Below are 20,795 nucleotides of genomic sequence, written 5' to 3'. Positions count from 1 at the left end.
TCACGCCGCCTTGGTCGTCACATCAGATGCGATCGGCAAGCCCTGCTCGATCGGCAGCGACGGATCGCGCGACCATTCGTTCCAGGAGCCGAAATACATCCGCACGTCCTTCACGCCGGCGTTCTTCAGCGCCAGGAACGTGTTCGAGGCGCGCGCGCCCTTGAAGCAGTAGAGGTACACCGGCGTCGTCTGCGAGATGCCGACGGTGGCGCATTCGGCCAGGATTTCATCCTTTGACTTGAAGCGCGGGCCATCGGCAGTCGGCTTCATCATGCGGTACCATTCCAGCCACACCGCGCCGGGGATGCGGCCCTTGCGCGGGCAGAAATCCTTCCCATAAGGAGAAGAGCTGTCACCGATCCACTCATCGACGTCGCGCACGTCGAGGATCGCGATGCCGGGCTTGCCGACGGCGGCGAGCATGGTCTTGGCATCGATCAGGATCTCGCCCGCTTCAGGCACGATCGGGAACGAGGCCTTCACTGGGGCCGGAACGTCCTTCGTCACCGGCAAGCCCGCGGCTGCCCAGGCGTCGAAGCCGCCGTGCAGCACCTTCACCTTGGGATAGCCGAGCATGGTGAGCAGATAATAGCCGCGGCAGGACTGACCGAAGCCGGAATTCATCGACTGCTCGTAGACCACGGCCGTTTCCTTGCCGGAGAGACCGGCGGCGCCGAACGCGTCGGCGAATTTGGTCTTCAGCTCGCTGATACCCTCGGGCGTCGAGGTGGCGAGGAAGGTGAAGATGTCGTGCACGTTCACGGCGTCGGGCAGATGCCCGGCGCCGTAGGCGTCGGGATTGCGGGTGTCGATCACGACACACGGCTCGGTCTTCAAGAGATCGGCAAGTTCGCTGGCAGAGATCAGAACGTCCGTCATTGGCAGCCTCTCCGTTGAGGTTAGGTGGTCTTCGGGGTGGACTCGCAAAAACTCAGCTGTCGGCGAGCATCTTGCGCAGCTGCTTGGTGGCAGGCGTGACGATCGCGACGAAATAGGCCTCGCGCAGACGCCGCTGCGCGCGGTGGCTCTTCAGGTAGCCGCGCGCGCCACAATGCAGCATCGCCGCATGCGCCGCCGCGACGCTGGCATCGCCGGCGCGCAGCCGAAGCGCGATCACCTTGCGCCAGTAGGTCTCCTCCGCGTTGTAGGGATCGCGCGCCAGCGCCATGGTCTCGGCCTCGAGCTCGGCAGCGAGATCGCGGAAATGCACCGGCTGCTGCGGCAGATAGCGGTTGATATGGCCGAGAGGATTGCCAACCTCGCCCATGATGTTGATGCAATCCTTGATGAGGCCGAGCGCCATGCCGGCCTGAAGCAGGATGAAGCCGGCGCGGATCTTCTTCACGAAGGGCCCGGCGGGATCGGCGAGGATCAGCTCATCGGGGACAAAGGCGTCGCGGAACTGCACGCCATAGGTGCCGGTGCCGTCCATGGCGAGGAATGGCTTGCATGGCGTCAGCGTGATCGCGGGGTCGGAGCAGTCGGCCAGGAACATGACCGTGCCGGGCTCGCCCCTTGCGATGCCCTGATCATCCTCGCGCTCGAAAATCGTGCCGAAGAAATGATCGGGGCCGAGATTGGAGACCCAGGGCAGCGCGCCGCGGACGATATAGCCGCCCTCGACCTTCTTTCCCTTCAGCTTGAGCTTCTCGATGCCGAAGAAGCTCTTCATCGGGTTGGACAGGCCGGTGCCGCCGAGCGCGCGTCCGGTTGAGAACGCATCTCCAAAACGCTTGGCCAGCTTCAGATTGGTCGAGTTCGCCGCGTACCAGACCAGCGTGTTCTGGCACCATGCCATGAAGGCCGTAGCCCCGCAGACCTCGCCGATCACCGCCATCGCCTGGATCGCGCAGCGCAGATCGGCGGGCCCCTCGTGAGGCACGTGACTGCCCCACGCGCCGACCGCACCGAACTTGCGCAGCACCTCGGCCGGATAGACCGATCCGTCGTCGATGCCGGCGGCAAGCGGCGCGAGCTGCTCGCGCGCGATCCGCGCCACCTCGCCCGCAATGGACGGTGCGGGCTGATCCAGAACTTCGGCCCGTGATAAAGCCAGTGAACCCATGATCGTCTCCCGCACCCTGTGTCCTGTTGCCGCTGCTAGATGCCGACCTCGAGATTGACGGGGCGGGTGAAGGTGTTGGCGACCGGCGACCATTTCTTGACATGGGCGACCAGCGCGTTGATCTCGTCCGGCGAGATGCCCTCGCATTCCATGTCGACCTTGACACGGACATCCGTGAAGCCGACCGGCTTGTCGGAGGTGTCGCCGGTGCCCCAGACCGCGGTGATGTTGAGATCGCCTTCGAGCTCCAGCTCGAGCTTGTTGACGATCCAGCCGCGGTGCACGGCGTTGGCGTGCAGGCCGACCGCGAGGCACGAGCCGAGCGCGGCAAGCGAAGCTTCGGACGGATTGGGCGCAGTGTCGTCGCCCAGCAGCCCCGGCGGCTCGTCGACGATGTAGGGCGGCAGATTGCGGATGTAGTTGGCGTGGCGGAATTTTCCCTCCGCGACCGTCTTGCACTTCAAGGTCTTGATGACCTTCGGATTTGCCTTGCCATTGGCAATCAGTTGCTCGAGCCCGTTCTTGTCGATGGGCGCGAGGCAACCCGTCAGCACTGTCTTTTGGACGACGGCAGTCATCAGTCTTCTCCCTGGCAGAAGTGGAAATCGGTAGGATACCGAACGGTCTGTTTCCCTGCATGGAGCGTGCCAGACGAGGCCAAAAGCGAAATGCGAAACATTGGAGCCGCTTAAGCGTCGCTGCCTGCGGATTGATCAGCCGCCCTTTGCTCAAAGGCGATGCAGATGCGCTCTGCCATGCGAATCTTTTCAGCGCCGAACAGATGCGGCTTGCTGATGTGACGCGGCTACGATTAAGTTGGCGCTCATGGCAAAGACGTCATCCAAGAAGAATTCACCGCACGCCGGTGCCGGCGACGACGAATCCGCGCGCGGGCGCCTGCTCAGTGCCGCGACGCACCTGTTCTGCAAGAACGGCATCAACGCCACCGGCATCGATGCGATCATCGAGGAGGCCGGCACCGCGAAGACCACGCTCTATAAATTGTTCGGCTCCAAGACCAATCTCGTCAACGCCGTGCTGGAGAGCGAAGGCAAACAGTGGCGCGAATGGTTCATCGGCGCCATGGAAGCAGGCGGCGGCGATGCGCAGACCAAGCTCACGCGCATCTTCCCGGCGCTGAAGAGCTGGTTTGCCGAGGAGCGCTTCTACGGCTGCCCCTTCATCAACGCCGTCGGCGAGCACGACAAGGACGCAAAGCAGTTTCGCAACATCGCACTGAAGCACAAGAAGATCGTGCTCGGCCACATCGAGAAGCTCGCCGGCGAGCTTGGCTCGAGCGAGCCTGCCGTGCTGGCGCATCAGCTCGGCCTCATCATCGACGGCGCCATCGTCGCAGCGATGATCTCGCGCGATCCAGGCGTGGCGGATACGGCGGCGCTCACGGCGGGGCCCCTGCTCGGTCAGACGAAGGCGAAGAAGAAGCGCGTAGCGGATCAGCTGGAGGCGGTGTGAACGCGCCCATCCCGTAGCCCGCATGAGCGAAGCGACATGCGGGACCTTTCCCCGGATATCGCTTCGCTCATCCGGGCTACAAGAGCTACGACTCTTGCGCCATCATCCCCTGCAGCCGCTCCAGCTCCGCCTCCAGATCGCGCTCGACATCCGCCGCGCGAATGTCGAGCACCCGATAGTCCCGCGCTTCCAACCACGCCCGCCGCGACGCACGGTCCGCGGCGATCGCCTCCCCCTCGCCCGGGTTCACCAGTTCGATCGCGATCCGGTGCGGAAACGAGACGAAGTCCGGGATATGGCGCCCCACCGGGGTCTGGCGCTTGAACTGGCCGGCGAAGCGGCGGTCACGGGTCAGGGCCTGCCAGAGCAGCCGCTCGGCGTCAGTGGGGTTGCGACGGAGCAGCCGAGCGAGGCCGCGCACGGTCGAGCCGCTGTCAGGCACGCCGCCGCCCTGGCCGTGCTCGGCCAAGAGCGCACGCAGGCGCGTCGCCTGCGCGCCGTCGAGCACGCCGCCCTTGGCCGGGCCCTTGCGTCCCTCCGCGATCGCCATGACGACTCCATGGAGGGTGTGCATGTCCTGCTTGGTCGGCTCCATCCGGCTGAAGATGTTGCGCAGGTTCACCAGCATGGTGTCGCGCTTCTCGGCCGGGCGCAGGAATTCGACCTTGTCGAGCTCGCGCACGAGATTGTCGAAGAAGGCCTGCATCTGGTGCTGCGAGGCGCGCTCGGATCTTTCAGGCATGGCATGCGGCAGCGCGCCTGAGGTCGCCAGCTTGAACCATTCATAGCCGATCAGCAGCACGGCCTGGGCGAGGTTGAGCGAGGCGAAGCCCGGATTGACCGGGAAGGTGATGATGCGGTTGGAGAGCGCGACCTCCTCGTTGGTCAGGCCCCAGCGCTCCCGGCCGAACAGGATGCCGCACCTGCCGCCGGTCGCGACGTGCCCGGCGATCTCGCTCGCTGCGGCCGCCGGCCCGACCACGGGCTTGGCCTGGTCGTGGGGACGAGCCGTGGTGGCGAACAGCAGGTCGAGGTCGGCGACCGCCTGCTCCACCGTGTCGAACAATTCGACCTTCTCCAGAATGTGGTCAGCTCCGGCGGCGGCCCGCTGTGCCGCGATGTTGGGCCAGCCGTCCCGGGGGTTGACGATGCGCAAGGCGCCGAGCGCGAAATTGCCCATGGCGCGTGCGGCCATGCCGATGTTTTCACCCAGCTGCGGCTCGACCAGGATGACGATGGGTCCGTCGAGGGAAAGGCCCGCCTTGCTTCTATCAGTCCCCGACATCTCGCTTCGCTTTCACACTGTCTCTCAAGGCCTTGGCAAGGCCGGCTTAGGAATTGATTCAAGCCGGCCACCGGCCAGCCTGGGCGCTGCCCGCCTGTCGTTTGCCTGTCCTGACGAAATTCTCAAGGGAAATAACGGGTTGGATTCGACTTTTGAATCTCGCTGGGAACGTGAGCCCGGACCCGGCTGCGGGGCGGTTGGCCGCTCCCCGTCTGGGGAAGCTGGATGAGCTAAAAGTGCATAATCCCTTGGCTTTCGCCCGCCGCGTCTGGGTGCTAAGAGGCGGCGGATATTCCCGTGGCGCACCATCAGCGCCGTTCCCAAGAGGCTTCCCCGATCATGGCAAAAATCAAGGTATCCAATCCCGTCGTCGAGCTCGATGGCGACGAGATGACCCGGATCATCTGGCAGTACATCAAGGACAAGCTGATCAACCCGTTCCTGGATGTCGAGCTGATGTATTTCGACCTGGGCATGGAGCACCGCGACCACACCAACGATCAGGTCACCATCGACGCCGCCGAGGCGATCAAGAAGGTCGGCGTCGGCGTGAAGTGCGCCACCATCACCCCTGATGAAGCCCGGGTGAAGGAGTTCAACCTCAAGCAGATGTGGAAGTCGCCGAACGGCACCATCCGCAACATCCTCGGCGGCTGCATCTTCCGCGAGCCGATCATCTGCAAGAACGTGCCGCGCCTGGTTCCCGGCTGGACCAAGCCGATCATCATCGGCCGCCACGCCTATGGCGACCAGTACCGCGCCACCGACATCAAGTTCCCGGGCAAGGGCACCCTCTCGCTGAAGTTCGTCGGCGAGGATGGCACCGTGATCGAGAAGGAAGTGTTCAAGGCGCCCGGCGCCGGCGTCGCCATGGAGATGTACAATCTCGACGACTCCATCATCGATTTCGCCCGCGCCTCCTTCAACTACGGCCTGCTGCGCGGCTACCCGGTCTATCTCTCGACCAAGAACACGATTCTCAAGGTCTATGACGGCCGCTTCAAGGACATCTTCCAGGAGATCTTCGACAAGGAGTTCAAGAAGGAGTTCGACGCCAAGGGCCTGACCTACGAGCACCGCCTGATCGACGACATGGTCGCCTCGGCGCTGAAGTGGTCCGGCGGCTATGTCTGGGCCTGTAAGAACTACGACGGCGACGTGCAGTCCGACACGGTCGCGCAGGGCTACGGCTCGCTCGGCCTGATGACCTCGGTGCTGCTCACCCCGGACGGCAAGACCGTGGAAGCCGAAGCCGCCCACGGCACGGTGACCCGCCACTACCGCGAGCACCAGAAGGGCAAGGAGACCTCGACCAACTCGATCGCGTCGATCTTCGCCTGGACGCGCGGCCTGTCGCACCGCGCCAAGCTCGACAACAATGCCGAGCTCGCCAAGTTCGCGAACACGCTGGAGAAGGTCTGCGTCGACACCGTCGAGGCCGGCTACATGACCAAGGACCTCGCGCTCCTGGTCGGCGCCGACCAGCGCTGGCTCTCGACCACCGGCTTCCTCGACAAGGTCGCCGAGAACCTGACCAAGGAGCTGGCGGCTTAAAAGCCAACTGTCATGCCCCGGCTTGACCGGGGCATCCAGTACGCCGCAGCCCATCGGCTGACTCACCGCCGCCTCTGGAATACTGGGTCGTCCGGTCAAGCCGGACGACGACAGCGGAGGCGGCGTTGGCCACTCCCTATATCTTCGAAGGTACGCGCGTCGGCCTCAGCCCGCTCCGCCTTCCTTCTCCGCCTGCGCCAGCTCCGCCGCCGCGAGATCGCCGCTGTCGGCGAGCCGCGCCTTGGCGGTGGTGTGGACGTGCTCGGCCAGCGTCGGCATGCGCGCGATCAAGGCGTGAAAATCCTGGGCGTCGAGCACGAGCAGCCGCGTCTTGCGCGTCGCCGTCACGGTGCCGCTGCGCTTGGTCTTGTGCAAGAGCGCGATCTCGCCGAAGAAGGTGCCATCGGCAAGGCGCACCTGCTGGCTCGGCAGCGCGATCTCGACCTCGCCGGCGGTGATGAAATACATCGACGAGGCGACATCGCCCCGCCGCACCAGGATCTCGCCCTGCTCGATCGTGCGTGCCCGCAAGAGCCGCATGATGTCGGCGATTTCCGCGGCCGCTAGATGCGAGAACAGCGGCACCCGCGCCAGCATGCCCCAGGTGACGACGAAATCGCGCCGCCTCACCTCTTCGGCGAACGCCGAGGAGATGATCGCGACCGGAAGCGCGATCATGGCGAAGCCGCTGATGATCGCGAAAGTCGAGATGAACTTGCCGAGCGGCGTCACCGGCACGACGTCGCCATAGCCGACGGTGCCGAGCGTCACGATCGCCCACCACATCGCCTGCGGGATGGTGCCGAGCTTGTCCGGCTGCACGTCGCGCTCGACGACATAGAGCAGCGAGGCGAAGGTCAAGACCGCGCCGATCAGGATGACGATGCAGCCGATCAGCGCGCGCCGCTCGGCATGCACCGCGGCGAGCAGCGAACGCATCGCCGGCGAATAGCGGATCAGCTTGAAGAACGGCAGCACGCCGAGCCCGGCCAGCGTCGCGTGCCGGCCCGTGGCGAGCACGATTGCGGCCGGCAGGAACGCCATGAGGTCGATGATGCCGAGCGCCGAGAAGACATAGCCCAGCCGGTCGGACAACGCTGAGCCCTTGCGCGGCGTGTGACCCGCCACGGTCCACAGCCGTGCCAGATATTCGAGCGCGAACACGATGACGGCGAGGACGGCGATCGCGCTGAACAGCACATCGAACCGCGCGTCGAGCTCCGGCACCGAGGCGAGGACCATCGCGGCCACGTTGAGCACGATGACGCCGATGATGAGCTGGATGAAGCGCGACCCGACCGAATAGGCCAAGGGATCGTGCTCCAGCAATTCGTAGAGGCGATCCCGAAGCTCGGGATCGCGAAGCCCACGTCCTCGCGGAACGAGGCGCATGGGCCTTTAAGCGCCTGCCATCGCTTTTTCGATCGCCGACAGCGCCGCCGCCGCCTTGGCGCCGTCAGGGCCGCCGGCCTGGGCCATGTCGGGCCGGCCGCCGCCGCCCTTGCCGCCGAGCGCTTCGGAGGCGATGCGCACCAAATTGACGGCGTTGAAGCGCGCGGTGAGGTCTTGCGTCACGCCGACCACGACACCGGCCTTGCCGTCCTCGGTGACGCCGACGATGGCGACGACGCCCGAGCCGATCTGCTTCTTGCCGTCATCGGCGAGGCTCTTGAGATCCTTCATCTCGATGCCTTCCACGGCACGCGCCATCAGCTTGACGTCACCGACCTCGCGCACGCCCGCGGCTGCGCCGTTGCTGCCCGCGGACGCGCCGCCGCCCATGGCGAGCTTCTTGCGGGCGTCGGAGAGCTCGCGCTCCAGCTTCTTGCGCTCCTCCATCAGCGCGGCGATGCGCGCCGGCACGTCGTCGAGAGAGGTCCGCAGCTCGTTCGCCGCGGTCTTCGCCAGCGCCATGGTGTCGTTGGCGTGTTTTCGCGCGTAGTTGCCCGTTAACGCCTCGATGCGGCGCACGCCCGAGGCAACCGCGCTCTCGCTCGTCAGCGTGATCAGGCCGATGTCGCCGGTGCGCTTCACGTGGGTGCCGCCGCAGAGCTCGACCGACCAGCCGAGCGCGTTGGCGCCGCGCTCGCGCGCGGTCCTGCCCATCGAGACGACGCGGACCTCGTCGCCATATTTCTCGCCGAACAGGGCGCGCGCGCCGGCCTCGCGGGCTTCGTCGACGCCCATGATACGCGTGGTGACCTCGTCGTTCTCCAGCACGACGTCGTTGGCGATGTCCTCGACGCGGGACAGCTCCTCCGCCGTGATCGGCTTGGGATGCACAAAGTCGAAGCGCAGGCGGTCGGGCGCGACCAGCGAGCCGCGCTGGGCGATGTGGTCGCCGAGCACCTGGCGCAGCGCCTCGTGAATCAGATGCGTCGCCGAGTGATGCGCGCGGATCGAGGAGCGGCGCGAATGATCGACCTCGAGCTGCAGCGCAGCGCCGAGCTTCAGCTCCCCACTCTCCACCGTGCCGATGTGGACGAAGAGATCGCCGAGCTTCTTCTGCATATCGGTGACGCGGAATTTGAGTCCGCCCTCGCCCGAGAGCACGCCGGTGTCGCCGACCTGGCCGCCGGACTCCGCATAGAACGGTGTCTGGTTCAGCACGATCGCGCCCGTCTCGCCGGCCTTGAGGCCCGTGACCTCCTGGCCATCCTTGACCAGTGCGGAGACAACGCCCTCGGCACTCTCGGTCTCGTAGCCCAGGAATTCGGTGGCCCCGAGTTTTTCGCGCAGCGGGAACCAGATCGCTTCAGAAGCCGCTTCGCCCGAGCCTTTCCAGGACTCGCGCGCCTTGGCCTTCTGGCGCTCCATCGCGTCGGTGAAGGCAGCCTGGTCGACGCCGATGCCGCGCGACTTCAGCGCGTCCTGCGTCAGGTCGAGCGGGAAGCCGTAGGTGTCGTACAGCGTGAAGGCGACGTCGCCGTCGAACATGTCGCCCTTCTTTAAGGAAGCGCTCTTCTCGTCGAGGATGGCCAAGCCGCGCGACAGCGTCTTGCGGAAGCGGCTCTCTTCCAGCCGCAGCGTTTCCTCGATCAGATTCTCCGCGCGCATCAGGTCGGGATAGGCCTGGCCCATCTCGCGCACCAGCGCCCAGACCAGGCGGTGCATCAAGGGCTCCTTCGCGCCCAGCAGCTGCGCATGGCGCATCGCGCGGCGCATGATCCGGCGCAGCACGTAGCCGCGGCCCTCGTTCGAGGGCAGCACGCCATCCGCGACCAGGAACGCCGAGGAGCGTAAGTGGTCGGCGATGACACGGAACGAGGCCACGGTCTGCTCGGTCGGCCCGGTGCCGAGCGCGGACGCGGTGGCATCGATCAGGTTCTTGAACAGGTCGGTCTCGAACACGCTCTCGACGCCCTGGAGGATGCAGGCCATGCGCTCCAGGCCCATGCCGGTGTCGATCGAGGGACGCGGCAGCGGCTGGCGCTCCTCCTTCGTCACCTGCTCGAACTGCATGAACACCAGATTCCAGAATTCGAGGAAGCGGTCGCCGTCCTCCTCCGGCGAGCCCGGAGGGCCGCCCCAGATGTGCTCGCCGCGGTCGATGAAGATCTCCGAGCACGGGCCGCACGGGCCGGTGTCGCCCATCGCCCAGAAATTGTCCGAGGTCGGGATGCGGATGATGCGGTCATCGGAGAAGCCGGCGATCTTCTTCCAGAGCCCGTGCGCCTCGTCGTCGGTGTGGTAGACCGTGACGAGCAGCTTGTCCTTCTTCAGCCCGAACTCTGAGGTGATCAGCTTCCAGGCAAGCTCGATCGCGCGCTCCTTGAAATAGTCGCCGAACGAGAAATTGCCGAGCATCTCGAAGAAGGTGAGATGGCGCGCGGTGTAGCCGACATTGTCGAGGTCGTTGTGCTTGCCGCCGGCGCGCACGCATTTCTGCGACGTGGTGGCGCGCTGATAGGGCCGCTTCTCGACGCCGGTGAAGACGTTCTTGAACTGCACCATGCCGGCATTGGTGAACATCAACGTCGGATCGTTGCGCGGCACGAGTGGCGAGGACGGCACGATCTCGTGGCCGTTCTCGGCAAAGAAGTTCAGAAAGGTCGACCTGATCTCGTTGACGCCGCTCATGTTCATCCAATCGGGTATGCTTGGGCCCGCTTCTCGCCGTCCAAACCGGACGTTAAGGCTGATATCTGCGGACAGAAGCGCTTTTAGACAAGGCCAGCTTCGCTGTCCAGAAACTGTGCAAGGAGATCAGAGGGTTGCCGCAGCCGCGCAATCCGGTTGAAAGCGACAGAAGTCGCGTTGACAGGCTTGGCCGCGCTGTGGTCTCTACCCATCTGTATCGTACGGCCACGTCGGGAGAGACCGGCTTTAGGTAGCCGGCGCCGAAGGAGCAACCGCCCCGGAAACTCTCAGGCAAAAGGACCGCGTGGCTTTGACAGCATCTGGAAAGAGGCGCCGACGGGCTTGAAACCCGGGTGGCACCCGCCGACGGGATAATACTCTCAGGCACAGCGACAGATGGGGCTTCGACTGGCTTCCACGGGGAATCCTCCCCGGGAACCGCCGAGGGCCCCTTAAGATGCTAGCGCACAACCAAGACTCCCTGAAACGCACCCCCCTCTACAGCCTCCATGTGTCCCTGGGCGGCAAGATGGTGCCGTTCGCGGGCTACGACATGCCCGTGCAGTACCCCGCGGGCGTGCTGAAGGAGCATCTTCATGCCCGGGCAGCCGCCGGCCTGTTCGACGTCTCTCATATGGGCCAGATCGCGCTGCGGCCGAAATCCGGCAAGCTCGCGGACGCCGCCCGCGCGCTGGAACGGCTGGTGCCGCAGGACATCGTGGCGATCGCCGAGGGGCGGCAGCGCTATGCCCAGTTCACCAATGCGGACGGCGGCATTCTCGACGACCTGATGGTCGCCAATTTCGGCGATCACCTGTTCCTGGTCGTCAACGCCGCCTGCAAGGACGCGGACGAGGCGCATCTGCGCGCGAATCTGTCTGGCGAGTGCATCATCGAGCAGCTGGCCGACCGCGCGCTGATTGCGCTGCAGGGCCCGAAGGCGGAAGCGGTGCTGGGCAAACTTTGTGCAGAGGCGCCGGCCATGAAGTTCATGGACGCCGGCCCGCATGAGATCGCCGGCATCAAATGCTTCGTCTCGCGCTCCGGCTACACCGGCGAGGACGGTTTTGAGATCTCGGTTCCGGCTGGCGACGCCGAGCGCCTTGCCAGGATGCTCCTCGACAATCCCGACGTGCTGCCGATCGGCCTCGGCGCCCGCGACAGCCTGCGGCTGGAAGCCGGGCTCTGCCTGTATGGCCACGACATCGACACCGCCACCACGCCGGTCGAGGCCGCGCTGGAATGGTCGGTGCAGAAAAGCCGCCGCAGCGGCGGCGCCCGCGCCGGCGGTTTCCCCGGCGCCGAGACGATCCTCGCCCATTTCGATGGCGGCGCATCCCGCCGCCGCGTCGGCCTGCGGGCCGAAGGCCGCGCGCCAGTGCGCGAGGGCGCGCTGCTGTTTGCCGACAGCGCGGGCGGCGAGCCGATCGGAAAGGTCACCTCGGGCGGTTTCGGCCCGAGCCTGAGCGCGCCGGTCGCGATGGGCTACGTGCCCACCAACTTAAGCGCGCTCGGCACGAAACTCTTCGCCGAAGTGCGCGGCCAGCGCTTAGCCGTGCAGGTCGCCGCCATGCCCTTCGTGAAAAACACCTACAAACGCTGAGGACAAGACAATGACCACGACGCTGTACACTTCCGACCATGAATGGCTCGCCATCGACGGCGATACCGCTACCGTCGGCATCACCGACTACGCCCAGCAGCAGCTCGGCGATGTCGTGTTCGTCGAGCTGCCCAAGATCGGCCGCAGCTTGAAGAAGGCGGAAGCCGCCGCCGTCGTGGAATCGGTGAAGGCCGCCTCCGACGTCTATGCGCCCATCTCCGGCGACGTGATCGAGACCAACGAAGCTCTGGCCGCCGAGCCGGCGCTGGTCAATTCGGATGCGCAGGGCGCGGCCTGGTTCTTCAAGATCAAGATTGCCGACAAAAGCGAGCTCGGCGGCCTCATGGATGAAGCCGCCTACAAGGCACACACGGCGTGAGGATATGAGCCGAGCCATCACCACACACTCACTGTCATCGTCCGCGAAGGCGGACGATCCAGTACGCCGCGGCCCATCGGCCCTAACCGAAACGCCTGCGTTTACTGGATGCCCCGCCTGCGCGGGGCATGACGGCGACAGCGAAATCTAAAGCGAGGACCCATGATGACCGCGCACCGCAAGTCCAACGGCGACACCGCCACCTCGTTCGTTCGCCGCCACATCGGCCCCTCCGCGCGCGATGTCACCGCCATGCTGGAGGCCGTCGGCGCCAAGAGTGTCGATGCGCTGATGGCGGAGACGCTGCCGGCCTCGATCCGGCAGGCCGCCCCGCTCGATCTCGGCAAGGCCTTGAGCGAAACCGAGGCGATCGCGCATATGGGCGAGCTCGCAGCACAGAACCAGGTCTTCACCTCGCTGATCGGCCAGGGCTATTCCGGCACGATCCTGCCCGCGGTGATCCAGCGCAACATCCTGGAGAACCCGGCCTGGTACACGGCCTATACGCCCTACCAGCCCGAGATCAGCCAGGGCCGGCTGGAGGCGCTGTTCAACTTCCAGACCATGATCTGTGACCTCACCGGGCTCGATATCGCCAACGCCTCGCTGCTCGATGAGGCAACCGCGGCGGCCGAAGCCTTGGCGCTCGCCGAGCGGCACTCGCAGGTGAAGGCAAAGGCCTTCTTCGTGGACAAGGACGTGCATCCGCAGACGCTGGCGGTGATGCGCACCCGCGCCGAGCCGCTCGGCTGGAATCTGATCGTCGGCAATCCCCTCACCGATCTCGACAAATCAGACGTGCTCGGCGCGCTGCTGCAATATCCGGGAACCTCGGGCGCATTGCGCGACCTCAGGCCCGCGATCGCGGCGCTCAAGGCCAAGGGCGCGCTCGCCATCGTTGCTGCCGACCTCCTGGCGCTGCCCCTGCTCGCCTCACCCGGCGAGCTCGGCGCCGACATTGCGATCGGCTCGGCACAGCGATTCGGCGTGCCGATGGGCTATGGCGGACCGCACGCGGCCTATATGGCGGTGCGCGATGCGCTGAAGCGCTCGCTGCCCGGCCGCATCGTCGGCCTCTCCGTGGATTCGCGCGGGATGCCGGCCTATCGCCTCGCGCTGCAGACCCGCGAGCAGCACATCCGCCGCGAAAAGGCGACCTCCAACATCTGCACCGCGCAGGTGCTGCTCGCCGTGATCGCCGCGATGTACGCGGTCTATCATGGGCCCGAGGGCCTGACGCAGATCGCCCGCAACGTGCACCGCCGCACCGCCGTGCTCGCGGCGGGCTTGCGCAAGCTCGGTTTCGCGCCGCAATCCGACAGCTTCTTCGATACGGTGACAGTCGATGCCGGCGCCAAACGCGACGAGATCGTCGCGCGCGCGACCGCCGAGAAGATCAATCTCGGCCTTGGCGATGGCACCTTGCGTATCGCGCTCGACGAGACCACGACGCCGGCGACCGTCGAGGCTGTCTGGCGCGCCTTCGGCGGCACCCTCGCCTATGCCGAGATCGACGCAGCGACGCGCGAGGCGCTGCCGGACGGCTTGAAGCGCTCCACCGCTTTCCTCACCCATCCCGTCTTCCACGCGCATCGCTCGGAAACCGAGATGCTGCGCTACATGCGCAAGCTCTCAGATCGCGACCTCGCGCTCGACCGCGCCATGATCCCGCTCGGCTCCTGCACCATGAAGCTGAACGCGACCACCGAGATGATGCCGCTGACCTGGCCGGAGTTCGCCTCGCTGCACCCGTTCGTCCCGCGCGAGCAGGCCAAGGGCTATCACGCGCTGTTCGCGCGGCTGGAAAAATGGCTGTGCGACATCACCGGCTATGACGCGATCTCGCTGCAGCCGAACTCGGGTGCGCAGGGCGAATATGCCGGCCTGCTTGCGATCCGCGGCTATCACGCCGCACGCGGAGAGAGCCATCGCAAGATCTGCCTGATCCCCTCCTCCGCCCACGGCACCAACCCGGCTTCGGCCGCGATGGTCGGCATGGACGTGGTCGTGGTCGCCTGCGAGAAGAACGGCGACGTCGACGTCAATGATCTCCGCGCCAAGGCGGAGAAGCATTCGAACGATCTCGCTGCCGTCATGATCACCTATCCCTCGACGCATGGCGTGTTCGAGGAGCACATAAGCGAGATCTGCGACATCGTGCATGCCCATGGCGGCCAGGTGTATCTGGACGGCGCCAACCTCAACGCCCAGGTCGGCCTGAGCAGGCCCGGCGATTACGGCGCCGACGTCAGCCATCTCAACCTGCACAAGACCTTCTGCATCCCGCATGGCGGCGGAGGCCCGGGCATGGGCCCGATCGGCGTCAAGGCACATCTTGCCCCGTTCCTCCCCGGTCATCCCGCGACGAAGGCCGATGCGCCGGTCGGCCCGGTCTCGGCCGCGCCGTTCGGCTCGGCCTCGATCCTCACCATCTCCTACATCTACATTTTGATGATGGGCGGCGAAGGCCTGAAGCGCGCCACCGAGATCGCGATCCTCAACGCCAATTACATCGCAGCGCGCCTCGATCCGCACTTCCCGGTGCTCTACAAGAACGCCAAGGGCCGCGTCGCGCATGAGTGCATCATCGACCCGCGTCCGCTCAAGACGACCTCAGGCGTCACCGTCGACGACATCGCAAAGCGCCTGATCGATTACGGCTTCCACGCCCCGACCATGAGCTTCCCGGTGCCGGGCACGCTGATGATCGAGCCGACCGAGTCGGAATCCAAGGCGGAGCTCGACCGCTTCTGCGACGCCATGATCGCGATCCGCAAAGAAATCGCCGAGGTCGAAGCCGGCCGCTTCAAGATCGAGGCCTCGCCACTGCGCAACGCCCCGCACACCGTGCACGACATCGCCGACGATGCCTGGAATCGTGCCTACACCCGCAGCGAAGGCTGCTTCCCCGACGGCGTCTCGCGCACCGACAAATACTGGAGCCCCGTGGGCCGCGTCGACAACGTCTATGGCGACCGCAATCTGGTGTGCTCCTGCCCGCCGGTGAGCGATTACGCGGAAGCGGCGGAGTGACGGCTTCACAGGGTGGGTTAGCGGGCGGCTGCGCGAAGCGCAGTCCGCCGGCGTAACCCACCACTTCAGCTTCCGCGGAGACGCACGGTGGTGGATTACGACTGCGGCAAATCCACCCTACGATCCTATCAGTCAGGCCAACGCATCAAGCTTCCCGACCGGGCCACGAGGCTCTGACAATGGGTCCTCGCGACTGAGAGCGCCCATACTTGGGATTCATCGATCTTGCCCTGGAGATCGGCGAGAGCGCGCGCCTGCCAGTGCACTCGTTCGCGTCCAATCGGCAAAGATTCGGTCTCAGAATCAACTCCGACAAAGGGCATGATATCGGAATCATCTTCGAGGCGTGCCTTGAACCTTTGTCGTGCAATTGCTCTGGCACCCTCGACCGGAGACACGCTTCCCGCAAGTATGCCTTTCGCCGTCTCGATAATAATTTGGCGAGCGGCAATGACCTCGGATTGATTCCAACTCACGGCGATCCCGGTCTCAAGAACTGATCCTGCATCTCTTATATTACCCAAAACGAAACGGGCACCGAAGACGTCGGCAACTCAACGTCCTCAGTGCCCGCTCCTCGCGAAAACTCTTCGCGGTAAGTCTTACTCCTCCGCCGGCTCCTCGCCGTCGGCGTCGCGCTCCGGCGTGCCGGCCAAAATCTGCTCGGCGATCAGGCCGGAGTTCTGGCGGATCGCGGTCTCGATCTTGGCGGTGATGTCGGGGTTGCCCTTCAGGAATGCTTTCGCATTCTCGCGGCCCTGGCCGAGGCGCTGGCTGTCATAGGAGAACCAGGCGCCGGACTTCTCGACGATGCCGGCCTTGACGCCGAGATCGAGGATCTCGCCCATCTTGGAGACGCCCTCGCCGTACATGATGTCGAACTCGACCTGCTTGAACGGCGGCGCCAGCTTGTTCTTCACCACCTTGACGCGGGTGGTGTTGCCGACCACCTCGTCGCGCTCCTTGATCGCGCCGATGCGGCGAATGTCGAGGCGGACGGAGGCGTAGAACTTCAGCGCATTGCCGCCGGTGGTGGTCTCGGGCGAGCCGTACATCACACCGATCTTCATGCGGATCTGGTTGATGAAGATCACCATGGTGTTGGACTTGTTGATGGAGGCGGTGAGCTTGCGCAGCGCCTGGCTCATCAGGCGGGCTTGCAAGCCCGGTAGCGCATCGCCCATCTCGCCCTCGAGCTCGGCCTTCGGCACCAAGGCCGCGACCGAATCGACCACCAGCACGTCGACCGCACCGGAGCGCACCAGGGTGTCGCAGATCTCCAGCGCCTGCTCGCCGGTGTCGGGCTGCGAGATCAGGAGCTCGTCGATGTTGACGCCGAGCTTGCGGGCATAGACCGGGTCGAGCGCGTGCTCGGCGTCGATGAAGGCGCAGATGCCGCCCTTCTTCTGCGCTTCCGCCACCGTATGCAGCGCCAGCGTGGTTTTACCCGAGGATTCCGGCCCGTAGATCTCGACGATGCGCCCCTTGGGCAGGCCGCCAATGCCGAGCGCGATATCGAGCCCGAGCGAACCGGAGGACACCGCCTCGATGTCCATCGACCGGTCGTTCTTGCCGAGCTTCATCACCGAGCCCTTACCGAACTGGCGCTCGATCTGAGAGAGCGCGGCGGCCAGAGCTTTACTCTTGTCCATGGAAGATCCTTCGACGATACGCAGGGCAGTTGCGGACATTGGGTCGTGCTCCTTATGGCGAGGATTCGCTAGGGGGACAAACGATTGAGAGGCGGGCCGGCGATAAAAGCAATGTACCCTATTTGTTCCAGGTTCGCAATATGTTCTTTTGCGGATTTGGAAGCTTGGTAGCAGGGGAAGCGGCCTGGGCCGCCTCGGTTGGCCTCTTTCGTTTCTTGCCTCCGGGCGCTCGCGATTCTATCTCCAGTTCGCCGGTGCGCTCCTTTTCCCCTGCGGATGTTCATGGGTTTGCCGATCAATAGAGGTCCGGATTTCACGCCGGCGCAGTGGTTGGCTGCCGCGATCGGACTCATTGTGTCCATATCCGCGGCCCACGTTCTTGCACTCGCCAATTGGACTGTCGTCTTGGTCGCTGCCGGAGTGTGCGTGCCGCCAGCGATCATCGGGTGGCTGAAAACAAGAAGCCGCGGAACGTCCTGATTTGCCAGCGTGCCCTCTCCCACCGCGAAGAATGACCCGCATCAAGGACGCATCGCCCGCGCGCCGTCATATTTCCGCAATCCTGCGGCACCGAACCTTTTGGCGGTCTCGGGCCTTCTGTGGGGATGGGACCGCAACTCTGGGGACCTCAGTCATGACGGACAACAACACGAACCACGATGCGATCAGGCGCAATCCGTTGCTGGAGGCGGCGCAGCAGGAGATGGTGAAGTTCGAGCGCAAGGAAAACGAGTTCCGCAAGAAGGACCGTGAAGAGCGCGCCGCGGAGCTGCGTCTGCCCCTGGGCGAAATCAAGATTCACTAGGGCTTGCCCCGCGCTGGCCTCAGAACCGATACGGGCTGCGCCGTCGAACGATGCCCGTGCTGCCGCCGGGACAACCTTCGCAGACGATGGCCGCCAGGGAGCGGTCACCACTTCTTCATTCTGACGATCCCCTCACGCCGTCGGGACTTGCTTCGGCTGCAGGGCGATTGCGGGCGATTACGGTATCTAAATACTACCAGTAGGTCATTGACCAAATAGCAGAATTTTCCAACGCCCTACTGTGCATGGGGTTGTTTTCCATCTTTTGAAAGTCGAGGCGTGCCCCGGCAGGCGTATCCCGTCTACAGCACCGCCAGCAGCACCAGGCCGATCACCAGCACGACGAAGCCAGCCGCCGTCGCGGCGGCGAATGACCGCTCTACGTTATCCATGATGCCACCCCGTTTTCGGCGCGCCACGTTTCCCCCATGGCTGCGCCGAACGGATAAAATCTTGCCGACCGGTGTGTCCGCAGTGGTGCGAACGGATGTCGAAATTGGGACCGGTGCGGGGCCAGTCTGCGGCCTTTCGATCGCGACCTACACGGCCGTCAGGCCGGGGCAGACACGGCCGCCGCCCGTCAGGCTGTCGTAAGCTGAGCCGGCTAGGGTTGCTCGGCTATGGTGTTGCAGCCCAGCACCTCAGCCTCCAATAACTCTCTGCCCCGCTTGGCTCTCCCCAGGCGGGGCTTTTTCATGCCTGGCGGCCGGCACGCGGGTCCGGCTCCTCCTGGGTCAGGCGCAGCGAGAAGGCGCGGATCGCGGGCGCCGCCAGCAGCACGACCGGCAGCATCGCGGCCCATGCGATCAGCCATGACAGCATCCAGTGCTGAACGAAGATCATCAGGCTGCCTGCGGGAAAGCTAGCGATCCCCGCCGCGATCAGCGAGGTCAGTCCGGACTGGATGATGCCGAAGACGAAATGAGAATAGCGGCGGGGAATGCCGAGCATGGGGCGTCCGTGGTTGCTTGCCATCCATCGGGCAAGCAAGGCACATGCCGTCGCCTCGAGGGGCTCTCGAATCCCACCCTGCGGGCACGCCTTGCCCGTCGCCCGGCTGCACTTGGGATGGAGTTCAGGAACTCTGTTCATGGTCGGAGAACGACGGAGCGCGAGCGCCCGCCCGCGTGTGATCCGTGGCTTGCGGCAGATTTTGCTTGTCTCCGGAATATTGTGACGGCCAACATGTTTGCAGGCAGGAAGGTGAATCGTGGGAGGTGACCATGAATCACAGGGGCGTCGAGTTCACCGTGGCCAAGACGGCGATTCCCGGAGTCTGGCAGTGGCAGTTCCGCATCGGCGAGGAAGTCAAGACCGGCAAGACCGAGACGAAAATTGACCTGCTGGCGATCCGGCGCGTGCAGCTGCGCATCGATCGGGAGCTGAAGGCGATCGAGCGAAAGACGGCTTGAACCGGCCAAACGAGATCGGCCACGGCGGGGCACTCATGCGCTGCAGAGCGCCAGGGGGGTCCCGCGCGGCGTGATCCGTAGCCGCCCGGAATTGATCTGACGGTGGTTTGAGATTGCACTGTGCGCGCCCAGGGGCCTTGGGGGCGAGGCATCATGTGCGCGATCGGTGCCGGCCATGCCGCTCTATTTCTTTCGAATCCGCAACGGCCGTTATTCCGGCTGCGCCGAGCAGGCGACGGAATTCGCCGATCGCAATGCGGCCTGGAAGGAGATGACCAATGTCTGCGCCGACATGAGCGCCGGCATTGCCCGCAAGCTCCGGGAAAATTCCGAATGGCACATGGAGCTGCTGGACGAGGCCAAGGAGCCGGTGTTCCGGATCCGCATCGTCGCCGAAACCTTCGACTAGCAAGGCCTTTCGGGATCAGCCTCTTTCGGGATCAGCCTCGCCTCAGTCCGCGCTGGGCAGCCGCCGCATGGTGAACTCGATGTCGCCGCCGGGCAGTTCGCGCCAGGTCTCGACCGCGCTCATATAGCCGGCCTTGGGGTAGCGGGCGAAGAAGGCCTGCGCCCTTTCCCGCGCCGCCGCGCGCGGCAGCGTGAAGGTCTCGCGTAGATAGCCGTCGCCGGCCGTCTGGCCCGGCTTGCCGGCCATCTTGCGCCGCCGCGCCATCCGCTCGGCGAGATCCCGCGGACGATCGGCCATGTCGTGCCCTCCTCTACGCGCTACGCTGAGCCAAATGTAGGGCGCGGGCCGGATCAAGAGGAGTCCCGTCCGAAAGGCGTCGTGTCGCCCCGAAAGGAGCGTGCGGTCAGTTGGCCGCCGTGCCGCTCTTGGTCTTCTTCGGCGCGCTGGTTGCGGCCGACGCCTTCGGTGCCGCCGGCTGCTTCGGCGGATCGGAGCGCATGCCGCCCCAGGGATCGTTGGACACCTTGGAATCCGGAATCTTCTTCAGCGTTTCCTTGTAGGCCTTTTCACGCTCGGCCTCGGCAGCCTTCTCCTCGGGGGTCTTGCCCGGCCCTTCCTGCAGCAAATTGAGGTTGGGCATTTGTGCGTAGGCAGGTCCCGCCAGCACGGCCAGCACCGCGGCCAAACGGAAAAGCTTCATCGTCCACTCCTTGATCATCCATGAGGCGCGGATCGCCCCGCGCCGTGTCATTCTTGTCGCAGCCCGGTCGCGATCCGGAGCCGGCCAAGGCCGCATGGGCACGCTAGAGCCGATCCGATCTGCACGATTTGGGCGCATGCAGCCAGTCGTCCCAGATCGGACCGCATTTGGTGCACCCGCTCAGCACGAGACCGAGCGCGGCCATGCAAACGACGAGGACACACCGACGCAACATCATCCACCCGTACCCGAGCGAGGCATCATATCGGGCCAAGTCAGGCATTTTCAAGCCGAGGCGGCCGGCGCGAGACCGGGTGACTTTGCCGCGCCGATGCGCGCACAATG

The 20,795-nt window shown here is 65.1% G+C and carries 19 protein-coding genes and 1 riboswitch; of the genes, 9 read left to right on the top strand and 10 right to left on the bottom strand.

Annotated features, from left to right (window positions below; translation table 11 throughout):
- Genes CVM73_RS06700 through CVM73_RS06690 form a run of 3 tightly spaced genes read right to left on the bottom strand, consistent with a single transcriptional unit; the run spans position 1 to position 2,643 of the window.
- A complete protein-coding gene (locus tag CVM73_RS06700; RefSeq protein ID WP_100231231.1) occupies positions 1-879 on the bottom strand; it encodes a sulfurtransferase in 879 nt (292 codons plus the stop codon).
- Positions 880-931: 52 nt separating this feature from the next.
- Positions 932-2,065 carry an acyl-CoA dehydrogenase family protein gene (locus CVM73_RS06695; RefSeq protein WP_167406675.1) on the bottom strand — a complete coding sequence of 378 codons (1,134 nt, stop codon included), beginning with the start codon at positions 2,063-2,065 and terminating at the stop codon, positions 932-934.
- Positions 2,066-2,100: 35 nt separating this feature from the next.
- Positions 2,101-2,643: an OsmC family protein gene (locus CVM73_RS06690; RefSeq protein WP_027576569.1), complete on the bottom strand. Its 543-nt coding sequence runs from the start codon at positions 2,641-2,643 to the stop codon at positions 2,101-2,103.
- A gap of 247 nt (positions 2,644-2,890) precedes the next feature.
- On the opposite strand from CVM73_RS06690, the gene CVM73_RS06685 reads away from it, so the two are divergent.
- Positions 2,891-3,538: a TetR/AcrR family transcriptional regulator gene (locus tag CVM73_RS06685; protein WP_100231229.1), complete on the top strand. Its 648-nt coding sequence runs from the start codon at positions 2,891-2,893 to the stop codon at positions 3,536-3,538.
- Between the two features lie 85 nt (positions 3,539-3,623).
- Here CVM73_RS06685 and CVM73_RS06680 read toward each other — a convergent pair whose 3' ends face one another.
- Positions 3,624-4,823 (bottom strand): TrmJ/YjtD family RNA methyltransferase, encoded by a 1,200-nt coding sequence (locus CVM73_RS06680; protein WP_100231228.1) that lies wholly within the window; start codon positions 4,821-4,823, stop codon positions 3,624-3,626.
- Between the two features lie 339 nt (positions 4,824-5,162).
- On the opposite strand from CVM73_RS06680, the gene CVM73_RS06675 reads away from it, so the two are divergent.
- Positions 5,163-6,377 carry an NADP-dependent isocitrate dehydrogenase gene (locus CVM73_RS06675; RefSeq protein WP_100231227.1) on the top strand — a complete coding sequence of 405 codons (1,215 nt, stop codon included), beginning with the start codon at positions 5,163-5,165 and terminating at the stop codon, positions 6,375-6,377.
- A gap of 165 nt (positions 6,378-6,542) precedes the next feature.
- On the opposite strand, the gene CVM73_RS06670 is transcribed toward CVM73_RS06675, so the two are convergent.
- The gene (locus tag CVM73_RS06670) at positions 6,543-7,769 is read right to left on the bottom strand and encodes a cyclic nucleotide-gated ion channel (RefSeq protein WP_100231226.1); all 1,227 of its coding nucleotides are present in this window, start codon (positions 7,767-7,769) and stop codon (positions 6,543-6,545) included.
- 6 nt (positions 7,770-7,775) lie between these two features.
- On the bottom strand, positions 7,776-10,457 hold the full coding sequence (gene alaS, locus CVM73_RS06665; protein WP_167406674.1) for an alanine--tRNA ligase: 2,682 nt from the start codon (positions 10,455-10,457) through the stop codon (positions 7,776-7,778).
- A 221-nt stretch (positions 10,458-10,678) separates the two neighbouring features.
- Positions 10,679-10,769: riboswitch (glycine riboswitch) on the top strand.
- Between the two features lie 145 nt (positions 10,770-10,914).
- Between alaS and gcvT the strand changes: the two genes are divergently transcribed.
- The 4 genes from gcvT (at position 10,915) to CVM73_RS39075 (ending at position 15,972) form a co-directional block, all read left to right on the top strand.
- Entirely contained in the window at positions 10,915-12,060 is a 1,146-nt protein-coding gene (gene gcvT, locus CVM73_RS06660) for a glycine cleavage system aminomethyltransferase GcvT (RefSeq protein WP_100231224.1), read from the top strand.
- Positions 12,061-12,070: 10 nt separating this feature from the next.
- On the top strand, positions 12,071-12,439 hold the full coding sequence (gene gcvH / locus CVM73_RS06655) for a glycine cleavage system protein GcvH (RefSeq protein ID WP_100231223.1): 369 nt from the start codon (positions 12,071-12,073) through the stop codon (positions 12,437-12,439).
- Between the two features lie 165 nt (positions 12,440-12,604).
- Complete coding sequence (gene gcvP / locus CVM73_RS06650) at positions 12,605-15,472, top strand: aminomethyl-transferring glycine dehydrogenase (RefSeq protein WP_167406698.1); 2,868 nt, start codon at positions 12,605-12,607, stop codon at positions 15,470-15,472.
- Between the two features lie 209 nt (positions 15,473-15,681).
- Entirely contained in the window at positions 15,682-15,972 is a 291-nt protein-coding gene (locus tag CVM73_RS39075; protein ID WP_146006569.1) for a hypothetical protein, read from the top strand.
- A 102-nt stretch (positions 15,973-16,074) separates the two neighbouring features.
- Here CVM73_RS39075 and recA read toward each other — a convergent pair whose 3' ends face one another.
- Positions 16,075-17,163, bottom strand: coding sequence for a recombinase RecA (gene recA, locus CVM73_RS06645; protein WP_100231221.1), 1,089 nt, complete (start codon positions 17,161-17,163; stop codon positions 16,075-16,077).
- 595 nt (positions 17,164-17,758) lie between these two features.
- Between recA and CVM73_RS40030 the strand changes: the two genes are divergently transcribed.
- A complete protein-coding gene (locus CVM73_RS40030; RefSeq protein WP_167406673.1) occupies positions 17,759-17,929 on the top strand; it encodes a hypothetical protein in 171 nt (56 codons plus the stop codon).
- 693 nt (positions 17,930-18,622) lie between these two features.
- On the opposite strand, the gene CVM73_RS06640 is transcribed toward CVM73_RS40030, so the two are convergent.
- Complete coding sequence (locus tag CVM73_RS06640; protein ID WP_100231220.1) at positions 18,623-18,880, bottom strand: DUF2798 domain-containing protein; 258 nt, start codon at positions 18,878-18,880, stop codon at positions 18,623-18,625.
- A 272-nt stretch (positions 18,881-19,152) separates the two neighbouring features.
- On the opposite strand from CVM73_RS06640, the gene CVM73_RS06635 reads away from it, so the two are divergent.
- Together CVM73_RS06635 and CVM73_RS06630 are read left to right on the top strand one after the other, a co-directional pair.
- Positions 19,153-19,341: a hypothetical protein gene (locus CVM73_RS06635; RefSeq protein WP_100231219.1), complete on the top strand. Its 189-nt coding sequence runs from the start codon at positions 19,153-19,155 to the stop codon at positions 19,339-19,341.
- Positions 19,342-19,516: 175 nt separating this feature from the next.
- The gene (locus tag CVM73_RS06630; RefSeq protein ID WP_100231218.1) at positions 19,517-19,750 is read left to right on the top strand and encodes a DUF6894 family protein; all 234 of its coding nucleotides are present in this window, start codon (positions 19,517-19,519) and stop codon (positions 19,748-19,750) included.
- A gap of 42 nt (positions 19,751-19,792) precedes the next feature.
- Here CVM73_RS06630 and CVM73_RS06625 read toward each other — a convergent pair whose 3' ends face one another.
- On the bottom strand, positions 19,793-20,047 hold the full coding sequence (locus CVM73_RS06625) for a hypothetical protein (RefSeq protein ID WP_100231217.1): 255 nt from the start codon (positions 20,045-20,047) through the stop codon (positions 19,793-19,795).
- A 106-nt stretch (positions 20,048-20,153) separates the two neighbouring features.
- A complete protein-coding gene (locus CVM73_RS06620) occupies positions 20,154-20,450 on the bottom strand; it encodes a hypothetical protein (protein ID WP_100231442.1) in 297 nt (98 codons plus the stop codon).
- Positions 20,451-20,795 lie beyond the last annotated feature (345 nt).

Origin of the sequence: Bradyrhizobium forestalis (assembly GCF_002795245.1) — a bacterium.
Taxonomy (GTDB): Bacteria; Pseudomonadota; Alphaproteobacteria; order Rhizobiales; family Xanthobacteraceae; genus Bradyrhizobium; species Bradyrhizobium forestalis.
The sequence above is the reverse complement of the archived record's forward strand: the minus strand, read 5'-3'. Positions and strand labels throughout refer to the sequence as shown.